This is a genomic window from Actinocorallia sp. B10E7 (assembly GCF_039871655.1).
GTDB lineage: Bacteria > Actinomycetota > Actinomycetes > Streptosporangiales > Streptosporangiaceae > Actinocorallia.
Window position 1 is genome coordinate 21,393 of record NZ_JBDPLZ010000009.1, and the last position, 15,171, is coordinate 36,563.

General features: G+C 70.3%; 11 protein-coding genes. 7 read left to right on the forward strand and 4 right to left on the reverse strand.

The window, feature by feature from the left end; all coding sequences use genetic code 11:
* Positions 1-29 precede the first annotated feature (29 nt).
* The gene (locus ABGB12_RS26895; protein ID WP_347682252.1) at positions 30-212 is read right to left on the reverse strand and encodes a hypothetical protein; all 183 of its coding nucleotides are present in this window, start codon (positions 210-212) and stop codon (positions 30-32) included.
* Positions 209-352, reverse strand: a complete 144-nt coding sequence (locus tag ABGB12_RS26900) for a hypothetical protein (RefSeq protein WP_347682253.1) — start codon at positions 350-352, stop codon at positions 209-211. The genes ABGB12_RS26895 and ABGB12_RS26900 overlap by 4 nt, the downstream gene beginning before the upstream one ends.
* A gap of 162 nt (positions 353-514) precedes the next feature.
* On the opposite strand from ABGB12_RS26900, the gene ABGB12_RS26905 reads away from it, so the two are divergent.
* The gene (locus ABGB12_RS26905; protein WP_347682254.1) at positions 515-1,990 is read left to right on the forward strand and encodes a tetratricopeptide repeat protein; all 1,476 of its coding nucleotides are present in this window, start codon (positions 515-517) and stop codon (positions 1,988-1,990) included.
* Between the two features lie 78 nt (positions 1,991-2,068).
* On the opposite strand, the gene ABGB12_RS26910 is transcribed toward ABGB12_RS26905, so the two are convergent.
* Positions 2,069-2,677, reverse strand: a complete 609-nt coding sequence (locus tag ABGB12_RS26910; protein WP_347682255.1) for a hypothetical protein — start codon at positions 2,675-2,677, stop codon at positions 2,069-2,071.
* Positions 2,678-2,960: 283 nt separating this feature from the next.
* On the opposite strand from ABGB12_RS26910, the gene ABGB12_RS26915 reads away from it, so the two are divergent.
* From ABGB12_RS26915 to ABGB12_RS26940, 6 genes are read left to right on the forward strand one after another with little or no spacing between them, the layout of a single operon-like run.
* Positions 2,961-4,802 carry a histidine kinase gene (locus ABGB12_RS26915; RefSeq protein ID WP_347682256.1) on the forward strand — a complete coding sequence of 614 codons (1,842 nt, stop codon included), beginning with the start codon at positions 2,961-2,963 and terminating at the stop codon, positions 4,800-4,802.
* A gap of 9 nt (positions 4,803-4,811) precedes the next feature.
* Positions 4,812-6,452 (forward strand): ribosomal protection-like ABC-F family protein, encoded by a 1,641-nt coding sequence (gene abc-f, locus ABGB12_RS26920; protein WP_347682257.1) that lies wholly within the window; start codon positions 4,812-4,814, stop codon positions 6,450-6,452.
* A 38-nt stretch (positions 6,453-6,490) separates the two neighbouring features.
* Positions 6,491-7,090, forward strand: a complete 600-nt coding sequence (locus ABGB12_RS26925; protein ID WP_347682258.1) for a hypothetical protein — start codon at positions 6,491-6,493, stop codon at positions 7,088-7,090.
* Position 7,091: 1 nt separating this feature from the next.
* Positions 7,092-9,062, forward strand: a complete 1,971-nt coding sequence (locus ABGB12_RS26930; RefSeq protein WP_347682259.1) for a flotillin family protein — start codon at positions 7,092-7,094, stop codon at positions 9,060-9,062.
* Positions 9,059-13,819 (forward strand): DNA repair ATPase, encoded by a 4,761-nt coding sequence (locus ABGB12_RS26935; RefSeq protein WP_347682260.1) that lies wholly within the window; start codon positions 9,059-9,061, stop codon positions 13,817-13,819. Before ABGB12_RS26930 ends, ABGB12_RS26935 begins: the two co-directional genes overlap by 4 nt.
* Before the next feature lie 45 nt (positions 13,820-13,864).
* Positions 13,865-14,122, forward strand: a complete 258-nt coding sequence (locus ABGB12_RS26940) for a hypothetical protein (RefSeq protein ID WP_347682261.1) — start codon at positions 13,865-13,867, stop codon at positions 14,120-14,122.
* 1 nt (position 14,123) lies between these two features.
* Here the strand turns inward: ABGB12_RS26940 and ABGB12_RS26945 are convergent, their stop codons facing one another.
* A complete protein-coding gene (locus ABGB12_RS26945) occupies positions 14,124-15,062 on the reverse strand; it encodes a pentapeptide repeat-containing protein (protein ID WP_347682262.1) in 939 nt (312 codons plus the stop codon).
* Positions 15,063-15,171 lie beyond the last annotated feature (109 nt).

The window sequence follows — 15,171 nt, forward strand, 5'->3', positions numbered from 1 at the left end:
GTTCGAATCCCACGCGACCCACCACCTGATCAGGGCGGGAGCCGGTTTCCGGCTCCCGCCCTGATCGTTTCGGTTGCGGTCGCCGTCGCACTCGCCTGGTCGGCCAGGCCGTCGATGGCGTTCATGGCCTGGGTGAGGCCGGGGTGGTCGTCGAGGTAGCGGGACATGGCCACGACGACGGCTTCCTCGTACAGGACGGTGCGGCGGATCACCGAGCGGGCAGGCCGAGGCGGGCGAGGGCGCGCAGGCGGAGGTATTCGTCCATGGGGACGACGACGGCGACGGCCTCACCGGCGCGGTGGATGACGTCGTGGTCGTCCGGGTCGGCCTGGTGGATCTGTTCGGCCGTCATGGCGCCGTCCTTCTCGCCGGGTCGGTCAGGAGCCGGACACCACGGTAGCCCAGAGAGGGCGGACGGGATCCTGGGACAGGCTGTGGACAACCGAAATGGCGGGCATCCGGCGGTGATAGGAAGATCCCGGAGGATGTTCCGTGCTGGTGAGAGGTGGTCGCCGTGACTCCGGAAGACGCCGTCAGGGAGCCTGAGCGGGCTCGCGAGGTGTACCGGGGCTCCGTCATCCGGGAGACGGGCCGGGAGGCGGCCGAGGCGGCGTTCCTGCTGGGGGCGCTCGAACGGAACCTCGGCCGGACGATCGAGGCGCGGGCGGCGTTCGAGCTGGCCGCGGCCTCCGGGGACGCCGAGGTGGGCCCGAAGGCCTGGGGCAACCTGGCGGTGCTCGAAGCGATGGACGGGCGGCCCGGCGAGGCGCGCGCCGCGTTCCAGAAGGCGATCGACAGCGGGCATCCCGACCACGCGCCGCAGGCGTTGTTCAACCGCGCGGCGTTCGAGAGAAGGCAGGGCGAGACGGAGACGGCGCGGGAGCTGTACCGGCGGGCGGTCGAAAGCGGTCACCACGAGCACGGCCGTAAGGCGCTGATCAACCTGGGGAACCTGGAGTTGGAGCAGGGACGGCTCGGCGAGGCCGAGGAGCTCTTCCGGCGGGCCGCCGAAAGCGGCGATCCCGACACCGCGGAACGGGGCCGGGCCGGGTTGCGGAAGATGAAGGAGTCCCACCCGTCGTACTTCGACAGCCCGCCGCCCTACACGGGCGCCGACCTGGAGTTCCTCCGCAGGCACCTGCCCGTCGACCCGGAGCGGATCGACCGCGCCCACTGGGCGGCGGGACGCGCCGGATACGGGCACGGCCCCGTCGAGATCTGGGCGGGGGACGAGGAGCACGTCGTCTACCTCGACCCCCGGTACGCCGCCGACTTCAAGATCTACATGTTCCTGAAGGAGCGTTTCGGTCTCGACGCCGCGCCGAAGGAGCCGGAGACCCCGCCGGAGAGCGAGTTCGACGCGGCCTGCCGGCGCGGCGAGAAGATCGACGCCCTGCTCTGGGAGAACAGGCCGGACGAAGCGGAGGAGAAACACCGGGCGGCGCTCGCCGGCTTCCACGCGTCGGGCCGGGTCGACGCGTTCCTCGTCGCCAAGCACGCCCTCGGCCTGCTGTACGCGCTGGTCTCCCAGAAGCGGCACGGGGAGGCGCACGCGCTCTGGACGGGCAGGACGCCGCCGGAATCCGAGCTGTGGGTGCACTGCCTCGAGAGCGGCCAGATCGGCGGCAGGGACTCGGCGTGCTACGCGCTCCTCGGCGCCTACCTGGCGTCGCTGGCCACGGACCGGCACCAGGCGCTCGAGAGCATGAAGCACCAGTCGGCCCTGGCGGTCGAGTGGGCCGTCGAGCACGGGGACGCCGAGGTGTGCAGCAGCGCGCTCAGCAACTGGCGCCTGCACCTCTACGAGATATACGAGGGCGGTGCTCCTCCGTCGGAGACCCGCGAGCTCCAGGACCTCGCGCGGAGAGCCGGGCTGCAGGGCGGCTTCTGGTCGGACCAGCTGTGGTTCCCCCGCCTCTCCCCGTGGCGCGTCGACTGGACGGCCCCGGACGCCGTCACGTCGATCCGCCCGGAAGGAGGGTCCGGTTGACGGCGTGCATTCCTGTTCCGGAGGCGGATTCCGCGAGGCCGGATCATTCCGCTCGGCGCCCGGCAGCAGCGATGGCCCTCAGATCCGGGTGAAGATCCGGGTGACCTTGGTGGAGCTCCCGTTGATTCCCGCCTTGGACTCCATCCTGAGCGTTTTGCCCTTGCAGGTGAACGACGAGGAGAACGGCGTGACCTCGTTCCATGCGCCCTCCTTGTGCTCCTTGGCGAGGTTCCAGGGGCCGAGGTCGATCTTCTGCGACTGGATGAAGATGGTCTGCACGTACCAGCCGCCTCCGGTGGCGGTCTTCCGTTTCACCTTCACCGACCCCTTCGTGGACCCCTTCACCGTCGCCTTGACGTTGAGCTTCCCTCCGTATTCGGCCCACTCCTGCCAGGGCTTCGCGCTCGACGTTCCTCTGGTGTCAGCGCGCATGGACTGGTCGAAGTTGTACGAGATCGACGTCTTGGTGATCGTCAGCTTCGTTCTTTCCAGCCCGTGGGTCGTGTGATTGAACGACTCGCCTTGGAGCTTTCCCCGGGCCACCGACGTGTACGAGGTCAGCGACCATTTCCCGAGCACGCATCGGGTGGCCTTGGCCTCGGCGGGCGAGGCGGCCGCGATCCCCGCGGCGGCGACCGCGCCCACGACGACGAGACGAGCACCCTTGACGAACATGTCAGCCCCCATGATCAGATGATCGGACGATCATCACCCGGTCCACTCGGCGCAGAGCCTCCCATCTCCTCAGTCCCGTAAGCCAGGGACTTCCTCCCCGCCGTCCGGGACTCGGTCCCAGACGACCGGGCAGGACATACGCCCGCGTCCCGGTCACACCCCCGCAGCCTGGCGGTGCCGTCAGGACTGAACACCCCTTGGGCCTCCCCGAGGCGGAGGCCGCAGGGAGGACGCGGAATAAAGAATGACCCTTCCCAGGGGACGCGTTTAAGATCGGGCCCTCTGAGGAGGGCGGATGGGCAGGGTGCGGACGGCCGAACGGCTCGTGCTGCTCAACCTTGCCTTCCTGGCGGTGCTCGGGGTGCTGGGGAACCTGATGTTCTCCAAGCGGGGGCTCGGGGAGACAGGGTGGCCCTTCCTCGTCTGGGGCACGGCGCTCCTCCTCGCGTCGGTGCTGCAGGTGTTCGTCTCGCTGCCGCGGTTCACGGAACTGCGGAGGCGGCGCCGGTGGTGGTTGTACGGGCTCGATCTGCTGCTGTGCTTCGGTCCCGTGCTCACGCCGATGCACCTCCAGACCAACACCGGCTATCCGATGGCCAGCACGCTGCTGCTGTTCCGGGGGCGGTGGCGGTGGGGGGCGGTCGTCGCGCTCTTCGCGGTGTCCGTCTGCGTGGACTTCTTCTTCTGGCCGGGGAACGCGTTCGGGCGGGGCAGGGAGGAGCACGTCGCCTACTGGCTGCTGAACAACATCGGGGTGGGCGTCCAGGTGTACGTGGTGTCGAGGCTGGCCCGGGTCATGCATCGCGTCCACACCACCCGCCGGGAGGCCTCCGAGGCGATCGTGCAGGACGAGCGGGGGCGGGTACGGCGGGACGTCCACGACCTCCTGGGGTTCAGCCTGACGGTCATCGTCATCCGTCTGGAAGTGGCGTTGCGGGCCCTTCGCCGGGGGAACGCGGAGGATGAGCTGCGGACGGCGCACGAGCTGGTCGAGCAGGCGCTGGCCTCGGTGCGGACGGTGGCGGACGGGACGCCGATCACCTCGCTGGCCGCGGAGGCCGCCTCCGCGAAAGAGGCCCTGGAATGGGCAGGGGTGGACGCGAAGGTCGATGTCAAAGACATCCCGGTGGGCGAGGCGGACGAAGCCCTCGCCTACGTGCTGCGTGAAGGGGTCACCAACGTCCTGCGCCACAGCAAGGCCGGCACCTGCCGTATCGAGGCCTCGGCGACGGGCGTGCGGATCGTCAACGACGGCGCGGTGCTCTCCCCGCGGCCTCCGGGGTCGGGTCTGAAAGGGCTCCAGGCGAGGCTCGCGCCCCTGAAAGGAGGTGTCGCCGCCCATCTGAAGGACGGTGAGTTCACGCTCACCGCCACCCTGCCCGGACGGCGGCGGGGACGCCGCGCACCCCACTGGGACAGGCTTGCGCCCCTGCTCACCATGAGCCTGTGCATGTCGGCCCTCACCTACCTGTATCCGGGGACATGGCGGCAGTTCGACACCGTCCAGGTACTGGTCACCTTGGGGTTCGACGCGGCGGTCTACGGGCTGCTGCTGTGGCTGGGCGCCGCCCGCAGGCCCCCGGTGGCCGCGGGGCTGGTCGTGCTGGCCGCCCTTTCGATCCTTCCAGAACCGCTCGGCTGGACGTTGTGGAGCGAGACGTTCGTGGCCGGCGGCGCGATCCTCTTCTTCCTGCCGGGCCGGACGGGTCTGGCGCTGGGCCTCCTGTGCGCGGCGGCCGGGACGGCGGCGGGCCCGCTGCCCGACCCGTTCTGGTCGCCGGGCGCGGTGGTGCCCTTGCTGATCGCCTTCCTCACCGACGTCTACGGGCAGATGCTGATCTTCGCCGCGCTGCTGCTGCCCCGGCTGGCCGAGGAACTGCGCGAGGCCCGCACCCACCTGGCGGCCGTCAACGTCGCCAAGGAGCGCGCCCGGTTCGGGCTGCACCTGCGCGACCGGCTCGGCTCCAGCCTGTTCAAGGTGCTGCGCGCGCTGGAGCAGGCCCAGCGGGGCGAGGACGCCGAGGAGGAGCTGGCCAAAGCGATCGCCCACTCGCGGAGCACCTCGCGGGAGATCCGGGCCATCGCCAGGCGGGAGGACGAGGAGAACGAGTGGGAGGTGGAGGGCGCACGCGGGTAGCGTACGGGGGTGAGCGCGACGATCGTAGTGAAGGACCTGGCGGCGGGCTACGGGGACCGGGCGTTGTTCGAGGGGCTCGGACTGGTGATCGCGCCCGGTGACGTGATCGGCCTGGTCGGCCCGAACGGCGCGGGCAAGTCCACCTTTCTGAAGGTCCTGGCCGGGCTGCTCGCCCCCGAGGAGGGCAGCGTCCAGGTCAGCCCCGCCGACGCGGTGGTCGGCTACCTGCCGCAGGAGCCGGAGCGGCGTCCGGGCGAGACCGTCGGGGAGTTCCTGGCCCGCCGCACGGGTGTGGCGCAGGCGCAGCTGGCGTTCGACACGGCCACCGAGCGGCTCGGCGCGGGAGCGCACGGCGCGGACGAGGAGTACTCGGCCGCGCTGGAGCGCTGGCTGGCGCTGGGCGGCGCGGACCTGGAGGAGCGGGCCGAGGAGGTCGCCGCCGACCTGGGTCTGGAGGTCGGCCTCGACCAGGAGATGACCTCGCTGTCGGGAGGGCAGGCGGCCCGCGCGGGCCTGGCGAGCCTGCTGCTCAGCCGCTACGACGTCTTCCTGCTGGACGAGCCCACCAACAACCTCGACCTGGACGGCCTGGCCAGGCTGGAGCGCTTCGTCACGGGCCTGCGCGCGGCGACCGTCCTGGTCAGCCACGACCGGGAGTTCCTGGCCCGCACGGTCGACCGGATCGTCGAGCTGGACCTGCCGCAGCAGCAGGTCAACGTCTACGGCGGCGGCTACGAGTCCTACCTGGCCGAGCGGGAGATCGCCCGGCAGCACGCCCGCGCCGAGTACGAGGAGTACGCCGGCAAGGTCGGCGCGCTCAAGGAGCGGGCGCGCACCCAGCGGGCGTGGATGGACAAGGGCGTCAGGAACGCCCGGCGCAAGGCCACCGACAACGACAAGTTCGTCGCGAATTTCCGCGGGGAGACGAGCGAGAAGCAGGCGGCCAAAGCCCGTCAGACGGAACGCGCGCTCGAGCGGCTGGAGGAGGTCCCCGAGCCCCGCAAGGAGTGGGAGTTGCGCATGGAGATCGCCGCGGCCCCCCGGTCGGGCGCCGTCACGGCGACGATGCGCGAGGTCGTGGTGCGGCTCGGCGACTTCACGCTCGGCCCGGTGAACCTGGAGATCGGCTGGGCGGAGAAGGTCGCCATCACCGGGCCCAACGGGGCGGGCAAGTCCACGCTGCTCGCCGCGCTCCTGGGCCGTCTGGAGCCCGTCGAGGGCACCGTCCACCTCGGTCCCGGCGTGGTCGTGGGCGAGGTGGACCAGGCCAGGCGGCTCTTCGAGTCGGACGAGCCGCTGCTGGACGCCTTCCAGCGCCACCTCCCCGAGCTGACACCCGAGGACGTCCGGACGTTGCTGGCCAAGTTCGGCCTCAAGGCCTCGCACGTCGTGCGCCCGGCCGTCACCCTGTCGCCGGGGGAGCGCACCAGGGCGGCCCTGGCCCTGCTCCAGTCGCGCGGGGTGAACCTGCTCGTCCTGGACGAACCCACCAACCACCTGGACCTTCCCGCGATCGAGCAGCTGGAGTCGGCGCTCGCGCACTACCCGGGCACGCTGCTTCTGGTCACCCACGACCGGCGGATGCTGGAGGCCGTGCACACCACCCGCAGGCTTCACGTGGAGCAGGGCCAGGTCACCGAGCTCGAATAGAAATGAACCGGATTGACTGGGTTCGCGTCTGAGGGGGCGTGAACGAGTTCCTCGACATCGTGCTGGCCCCGCCGACCGTGGTCTTCACCGTGCTCCTGGTGCTGGTCGTGTGCTACTGGGTGCTGGCGATCGTGGGACTCGACCTGCTGGAGACCGACACCGACCTGCTCGGCGCGCTGGGACTGCGCGGCATCCCCTCGTCCTTCGTGATCTCGCTGTTCGTCGCGTTCACCTGGTTCCTGTGCCTGTCGGGCTATGCGTTCCTGGACGAACTGCCCTGGGACGGCGGTCCGCTGGACCTGCTGGTGGTGCCCGCCGCGCTGGCCGGGGGCTGGCTGGCCACCCGGCTGCTGATCAATCCCCTGCGGTACGTGCTGCCCGAGCCGAAGGTGCCCTCGCGCCACGACTTCATCGGCCGGATGTGCGTGATCAGGACCGGCACCGTCACCGAGCACTTCGGACAGGCCGAGGTGCACTCCGAGGACGGCTCCTCGGCTCTGGTCCAGGTGCGCAGGCAGGGCGACGACGAGTTCGTCGCCGGCGGCACCGCCTTGATCTTCGACTACGACGCGGACGGCGAGTTCTTCTGGGTGATGCCCTACGACGCCGCGCTCGACCCCCACAGGAAGGGCCTTTGAATTGGATGCAGTATCGACCGGCCTGCTGGTGCTGATAGGAGTCGTCCTCCTCATCGTCATCGGCGTCGTCTTCGTCATCAGCCGGCTGTTCCGCAAGGTCGAGCAGGGCAGGGCCCTGATCATCTCGAAGGTCAAGAGGGTCGACGTGACCTTCACCGGGGCGGTCGTCCTCCCGGTCCTGCACAAGGCCGAGTTCATGGACATCTCGGTGAAGACCATCGAGATCGCGCGCACCGGGCGTGAAGGGCTGATCTGCCAGGACAACATCCGCGCCGACATCCGCATCACGTTCTTCGTCCGGGTGAACAAGACCGTCGAGGACGTCGTGAAGGTCGCCCAGGCGATCGGCACCGCCCGTGCCTCGTCCCAGGACACCCTGCAGGAGCTGTTCAGCGCCAAGTTCTCCGAGGCGCTGAAGACCGTCGGCAAGCAGCTCGACTTCGTCGACCTCTACACCAAGCGCAACGAGTTCCGCGACCAGATCATCGCGGTCATCGGCACCGACCTCAACGGCTACAGCCTCGAGGACGCGGCCATCGACTACCTGGAGCAGACTCCGGTCGGCCAGCTCGACAGCCGCAACATCCTTGACGCCCAGGGCATCCGGAAGATCACCGAGCTCACCGCGATCGAGCACGTGCGCACCAACGAGTTCCAGCGCAGCGAGGAGAAGGAGATCACCCGGCAGGACGTGGACGCCCGGGAGGCCATCCTGGAGCTGGAGCGGCGCCAGGCCGACGCGGAGATCCGGCAGAAGCGCGAGATCGAGACGGTCAGGGCCCGTGAGGAGGCCGAGACCGCGCGGGTCGTGGCCGAGGAGCGGCTGCGGGCACAGGCCGCCGAGCTGCGCACCGAGGAGCAGCTGGGCATCCAGGAGGAGAACAAGGCGCGGGAGATCGCCGTCGCCGAGCTCAACAAGCGCCGGGTGATGGCCATCGAGGCCGAGCGCATCGAGAAGGACCGCCAGCTCGAGGTGATCGCCCGGGACCGGGCCACCGAACTGTCCAAGATCTCCAAGGACAAGGAGGTCGAGGCCGAGAAGCGCGACATCGCCGAGGTCGTCCGCGAGCGCGTCGCGGTCGAGAAGACCGTGGTCGAGCAGGAGGAGAACATCAAGCGCCTCCAGGTCGTGGAGGAGGCCGAGCGCATGCGCCAGGCCGCCATCATCGCGGCCGAGGCCGAGGCCCAGGAGAACCTCGTCAAGGACATCAAGGCCGCCGAGGCCGCCGAGCAGGCCGCGGCCTTCAAGGCCCGCGAGGCGCTGATCCTGGCCGAGTCCCGCCAGCAGGCGGCCGACCTCGAGGCCCGCGCCATGATCCGCCTCGCCGAGGGCAAGCAGGCCGAGGCCGCCGCCAAGGGCCTGGCCGACGTCCAGGTCCGCGAGCGGGACGCCGAGGCCGTCGAGAAGCAGGGCCGCGCCGAGGCCGCCGTGCTGCGGGAGAAGGCCCTGGCGGAAGCCGAGGCGTTCGAGAAGCAGGGCCGCGCCGAGGCGGTCGCCGAGCGCGAGAAGGGCCTGGCGCTGGCCGAGGCGACCGAGCAGCTCGGCCGCGCCGAGGCGGTCGCCGAGCGCGAGAAGGCGCTGGCCGGCGCGGACGCGCTGCGCGAGAAGCTCAAGGGCGAGGCCGAGGGCCTCACCGAGAAGGCCGCCGCGATGGCCGCGCTCACCGAGGCCAGTCGCGGCCACGAGGAGTTCCGCCTCACCCTGGAGGCCGAGCGGGACGTGCGCATGGCCGGCCTGGAGATCCAGCGCGACATCGCGCAGGCCCAGGCGAGCGTCGTGTCCAAGGGCCTGGAGAACGCCGACATCAACATCGTCGGCGGCGACAGCGTCTTCTTCGACAAGCTCGTCGGCTCGATCGCGCTCGGCAAGAGCATGGACGCCGTCGTCGAGAACGCCCCGCTGACCGGCGAGCTGGTCACCGGGCTGGTCGGCGACGTCCTCGAGCGGGTCAACGGGAAGGCCGCCAAGTGAGTGAGCTGGACGCCGGGACCTACGAGGTACTGAGGTCCCGGCTGACGGCGCAGGCCGCCGAGCTCAAGGAGCGCGCCGAGTCGCTGAACGCCTCCCGCCTGGAGGTGTTCGGCGGCTCGGAGCTCCGGCTCGTGGGCACCGAGCGGATCCGGACCGCCAACAACTGCGTGCCGCGTGACGCCGTCGCGTTCGGCGGGCTGATGCTGTTCGGCTACAACGTCTTCATCGGCATGAAGCCGGAGACGACGGTCTCGGACGTGTTCTCGGCGCACCGGTTCGTCCATGACGGGGACACGTTCAGCTTCACGGACGAGACCGCGCCGTTCTTGGAGGACCCGGCGTTCGTCAAGGATTTCGGGGACCTGTACCGGTACTACCGGGACGCCCGCCTCATGCAGCTGCGGGTCGTGGACGGCAAGCTGCTGGCGGTCTTCCAGACGGGCACGGACCAGCGGGTCCTGCGCTGGGCCGCCGACGGGAGCTACCTCGACAACCGGGGCGAGAGGGACCATGTGTTCCCCCCGCCGTTCGACTTCGAGTGGACCAAGACGACCCGCGCCGACCACGTCCTGGGCGAGCACCCGCACGTGTCGATCGAGGGGGAGGTGTTCGTCGAGACCGTCGGCGGCGACCTCACCGTCAAGATCGAGAACAACACGGAGACCGGCGAGGGCGTCTACAGCGAGCCCGTCGACGAGCCGCTGCAGTCGCTCGCGGACGCCGACATCTCCTACGCCCGGGTGGGGGCTCTGATCCTGCTGCGGATCCGCCCTTACAACGAGACGGTCGTCCGCCACCTGGTCTTCAACACACGCACCAGGGAAGTGCTGCGGCTGGACGGCATCGGGCAGGCGTGCCGGCGGCTGCCGGAGGACCACGGGATCATCTTCCCCGGCGGCTACTACCTGGAGACGGGCACCGCCAAGACCTTCGACACCGTCACCGACGACCTGGAGTACGAGCGGGTCATCCGCTCCGGCAACGGCGAAGACGTCATGTACGTCTTCCACGCGCGTGCGGAAGGCCGCTGGCTGCTGCTGCCGTACAACGTGATCCGCAAAGAGGTCGCGACGCCGCTCGGCTGCCACGGCTACTCGCTCTTCGACGACGGCACGCTGATCGTCTTCCGCGCCGACTCCGACGAGCCGACCCGCTCGCACCCGATGCAGGTGTGGCAGACGCCGTTCAAGTCCGAGGAGAGCGCCCCGGCGGGCACCGGGCCGCTGGAGAAGATCGGCAACGCCGACCTGGTACGGGGTATCTCGGACTGCCTTTCGGTGTCGCGCATGGTCGGCGAGATGGCTCCTTCCGTGCCGGTGTTCGAGGCGCTGATGGCGGCTTGCAGCAGAGCCTTCGACCACTACCACTGGCTGGGTGAGCACGGCCTGGCCGAACCTCTGGCGGCAGTCCGGAACACCGCCGGGCAGGTGCTGGACGAGTTCGAGTCCGTCCAGACGCTCACCGCGCAGGCGGCGGAGGCCGTCGAGAAGGCGGCCACCGAGATCACCGCGCTGGTGCGCCGGGTACGCGGCGAGATGCCGGCCTCGGCGGACGAGTGGGTGCGCCAGCTGGCCGCCCTCCGCGCCCACCAGGGGCACCTGGTGACGTTGCGGGAGATGCGTTACGCCGACCTGGAGCGGCTCGACGCGCTCGCCGAGGGGCTCACCGGGGACCTGGAGGCGGCCGCCCAACGCGCGGTGGCCTTCCTGGGCCGCCCGGACGCCTTCGACGGCTACCGGACCACGGTCGAGGCACTGGTCGAAGAGGCGTCGCAGATCCGCAAGGTGGCCGAGGCCGAGCCGGTGAAGGACAAGCTCGCCGAGCAGGCCGCCGCGCTGGAGACCGTCACCGAGATCGTCGGCTCGCTCGACATCGGCGACGCGACCGTCCGCACCGGGATCCTCACCCGGATCGGCGAGGTGCTCGGCGGGGTCAACCGGGCCCGCGCCACCCTGGACGGCCGCCGCCGGGAGCTGCTCTCGGCCGAGGGCAGGGCCGCGTTCGCCGCCGAGTTCGCGCTGCTCGGCCAGGCCATCACCGCCGCGCTGGCGGCGGCGGGCACCCCCGAGCAGTGCGACGAGCAGCTCGGCAAGCTGCTGCTCCAGCTGGAGTCGCTGGAGTCACGGTTCGCGGAGTTCGACGACCACCTCGCCGAGCTGGAGGTCAAGAGAGAGGACGTCTACGAGGCGTTCTCCTCGCGCAAGCAGGCGCTCCTGGACGAGTGGACGCGCCGCGCGGACCGGCTCGTGGCGTCCGCCGACCGGATCCTGGGCGGTGTGGCGCGGCGGGTGGCGGGCCTGTCGTCCTTGGACGAGGTCAACACCTACTTCGCGACCGACCCGATGGTCGCCAAGCTCCGCGCCACCGCCGACGAGCTGCGTGAGCTCGGCGACCAGGTCCGGGCCGAGGAACTGGAAGGCCGGGTCAAGACCGCGCGCCAGGAGGCCGGACGGGCCCTGCGCGACAGGCTGGACCTCTTCGACGGCGACACCATCAAGCTGGGACGCCACAGGTTCGCGGTCAACACCCAGCCCGCCGAGCTGACCCTTGTCCCGTTCGAGGACCGGCTGGCGTTCACCGTCACGGGCACCGACTACCGCAGCCCCGTCCTGGACCCGGAGTTCGAGTCCACGCGCCCGTACTGGTCGCATTCGCTCGTCTCGGAGAACCGGGACGTGTACCGGGCGGAGTACCTGGCGGCCACCCTCCTGGACGAGGTCCGGACGACCGACGGCCTGGCGGAGGCCGTGCAGAAGGCCGCGGCCGAGCGTTACGACGAGGGCTACGAGCGGGGTGTGCACGACCACGATGCCGCCGTGATCCTGGAGGTGCTCGTCCGCCTGCGTGAAGGTGCGGGGCTGCTGCGCTACCCGTCTTCCGCGCGTGCCACGGCCCAGATCTTCTGGACGCACGGTACCGATGAGCAGAGCCGTAGCGCCTGGCGTACGCGGGCGGCCTCGCTGTCGCGCGCCCGGGAGCTCTTCGGCACTACTCCGGCTCTGACCGCGCTGTCCTGTGAGCTCTCCGAGTCCATCGCGGCTTTCGGGCACGGCGATGACGCGGCGCTGGCGGGGGAGTACCTAGTCGAGGAACTGGCCTCGCCCGGCTTCGTCACGAGTAGGACCGCCCGGGATCTGGTGGACGGCTTCCGCCGTGCCCTGGGTCCGCGCCGCGGCGACTACGACCAGGACCTGCGCGGTCTGAGCGGGCTGCGGGAGCGCATCCAGCTCGTCTCGGCCTGGCTGGCCGCCTACGCCGCCGCCCAGGGGCTGCCGGACGACGACCTGGCCGAGGCCGTGGCGCTGGAACTGTGCCCGTCTCTGGAACGTCAGGACTCCTCGGCGTCGATCCGGGGCGTCGCGGAAGGACTGCTCGGGGTTCACCCACGCATCGCGGAAAGGCGGATGGAGATCCGCTTGGACGAGCTGCTGGCGCGTGTCGGGAGGTTCGACAAGGAGTGGGTGCCGGGTTTCCGCGCCTACCAGAAGCGGCGTAACGAGCTGGTGGAGAAGGAGCGTACGCGGCTGCGTCTCCACGAGTTCCAGCCCAAGGTGATGTCGGCGTTCGTCCGCAACCGGCTGCTGGACGAGGTCTACCTGCCGCTGATCGGAGACAACCTCGCCAAGCAGCTCGGCGCGGCCGGGGACGCCAAGCGCACCGACCAGATGGGCATGCTGCTGCTCATCTCCCCGCCCGGCTACGGCAAGACGACGCTCATGGAGTACGTCGCGTCGCGGCTCGGCCTGGTGTTCGTGAAGGTCAACGGCCCCTCGCTGGGTCATCAGGTGACCTCGCTCGACCCGGCCGAGGCGCCCGACGCGACGTCGCGCCAGGAGGTCGAGAAGATCAACTTCGCGCTGGAGATGGGCGGCAACGTCCTGCTCTACCTGGACGACATCCAGCACACCTCGCCGGAGCTGCTGCAGAAGTTCATCTCCCTGTGCGACGCGCAGCGCCGTATCGAGGGCGTCTGGAACGGGCGCACCAAGACCTACGACATGCGTGGCAAGCGCTTCGCGATCTGCATGGCGGGCAACCCGTACACCGAGTCCGGGCAGCGTTTCCGCATCCCCGACATGCTCGCCAACCGCGCGGACGTGTGGAACCTCGGCGACGTCCTGTCCGGCAGGGAGAGCCTGTTCGCGCTCAGCTACATCGAGAACTCCCTCACCTCCAACCCGGTCCTGGCCCCGCTGTCGACCCGCGACAGGAAGGACGTGGAGCTGCTCGTCCGCATGGCCTCCGGCGACGAGGACGTGCGGCCGGACCAGCTCTCGCACCCGTACGCGCGGGTGGAGCTGGACCAGATCGTGTCCGTCCTGCGCAAGCTGCTGCGCGTCCAGCAGGTCGTCCTGGCCAACAACCAGGCGTACATCGCCTCGGCCGCGCAGTCCGACGGGAGCCGCACCGAGCCTCCGTTCCTCCTGCAGGGCAGCTACCGCAACATGAACAAGCTGGCCGAGAAGGTCGTCCCGGTGATGAACGACGATGAGCTGGAGGCGGTGATCGACGACCACTACCTGGGCGAGGCGCAGACGCTCACCAGCGGGGCGGAGGCCAACCTGCTGAAGCTGGCGGAGCTGCGCGGCACGCTCACCGACGAGCAGAAGGAACGCTGGAACGAGGTGAAGGCCGGCTACCTGCGCACGCTGGCCCTCGGCGGCTCGGAGGACGATCCGGTCATCCGTGCGGTGGGCGCGCTGGGGCTGCTGGCCGACCGGCTGGCCGCGATCCAGAGGACCCTCGACTCCCGGTGAGACGGTGCGTCCAATAAGGTGGGTTTCCTCGCGAAAGGAAGAGATATGGCTGATCTGCGGAACGCTGGAATCGTGCTCGCCGTCACCGGGCTGGCCCACCTCGTCGCCCCCAAACCGTTCGAGCTGATCACCGGGCCGCTGTTCCCCGAGAACACCGGCGACTGGGTGCAGCGCAACGGCGTCACCGAACTGGCGCTCGGCGCGGCCATCGCCGTTCCGCAGACCCGCAGGGTCGGGCTGGTCGGCCTGGCCGTCTACGCCTCTTGGCTGGCCAAGCGGGGAGTGGACGCCTTCCGCAGGTGAGTCACGGACGCAGATGAGCCAGATGCGCGGGCGTGTGGTCGAAATGCCGTAGCGACAGGGACACCGCGAGGATGACGACCACCAGCGCCAGCGCGCCCGCGGCGGCGAGCAGCGGGCGACGCGCCCGTCGCGGCTCCTCGGCGGCCGGGCCGCCCCGCACGGTCAGCGCGTCGATCCGGGCCCCGGCGAAGTCGCAGAGGTCCGGATCGACGCCGTCCAGAAGGAGCTCCCGGACGGCGGTCCGCGACAGGTCGGCGGGCATCTTGAGCTGGGCCTGGTTCAGCGCCGCGCGCCGCGCCGTGACGGCCGGGGCCCGGGCGGAGACCCGCAGCCGGCGCCAGGATCGCGTGGCGTCCATCCCGACCCGGCCGCCCGCCGTGAGAGGGCCGATCCACGCGTGGTCGTGGAAGAGCGCGCGGCTCAGCAGCAGGTGTCGCGAGACCTCGGCGTGCCGTAGGGAGACCACCGAGCGGAAACAGACGTCGCGGAACAAAGCGTCGTTCCCGAAGGCGGCGCGGTCGAAATCGGCGACGCTCTGGAAGACGGCCTCGGTGAAGTCCGCGTCACGGTGCCAGACCGCGTGGCCGAACAGCGCGTCCCCGCCGAACCGGGCCCCGGAGAAGTCGGCGTGCCCGCGGAAAACAGCCTCGTGGAAGGAGGCGTTCCCGACGAAGACCGTCTCGCGGAAGGACACGTTGCCTTCGAAGACCGCCCGGTAGAAGGCCACGCCCTTACCGAATCCGGCCCGGTCGAAGGAGACGTCTCCTTCGAAGACGACGCCGTGGAAGGACAACCCTTCGATCGCCGTGTCCTCGAACCAGCAGCGTCCCAGCCGGATCGTGCCGTCCGGCGCCGTGGCGGCGGCGCGGATCGCCGCCCACTCCTCGGGGCCGAGGGCGCGGCCTCGCAGATCCACCTTGCCGCCTGGCGTCAGGTCCACGTGGGTGGTGTACCCCGCGGGAAGCGGAGGCATGGGGCCGCAACCGGACGTAACGGTGGTACTCGAGGATAGATCGGCGTACCTTCCGGACACCGGAAGGAGCCATCTC

Coding starts and splice junctions, on each gene's coding strand:
- ABGB12_RS26900 (WP_347682253.1), bottom strand. CDS start 352: ATGACGGCCGAACAGATCCACCAGGCCGACCCGGACGACCACGACGTC.
- ABGB12_RS26940 (WP_347682261.1), top strand. CDS start 13,865: ATGGCTGATCTGCGGAACGCTGGAATCGTGCTCGCCGTCACCGGGCTG.
- ABGB12_RS26910 (WP_347682255.1), bottom strand. CDS start 2,677: ATGGGGGCTGACATGTTCGTCAAGGGTGCTCGTCTCGTCGTCGTGGGC.
- ABGB12_RS26915 (WP_347682256.1), top strand. CDS start 2,961: ATGGGCAGGGTGCGGACGGCCGAACGGCTCGTGCTGCTCAACCTTGCC.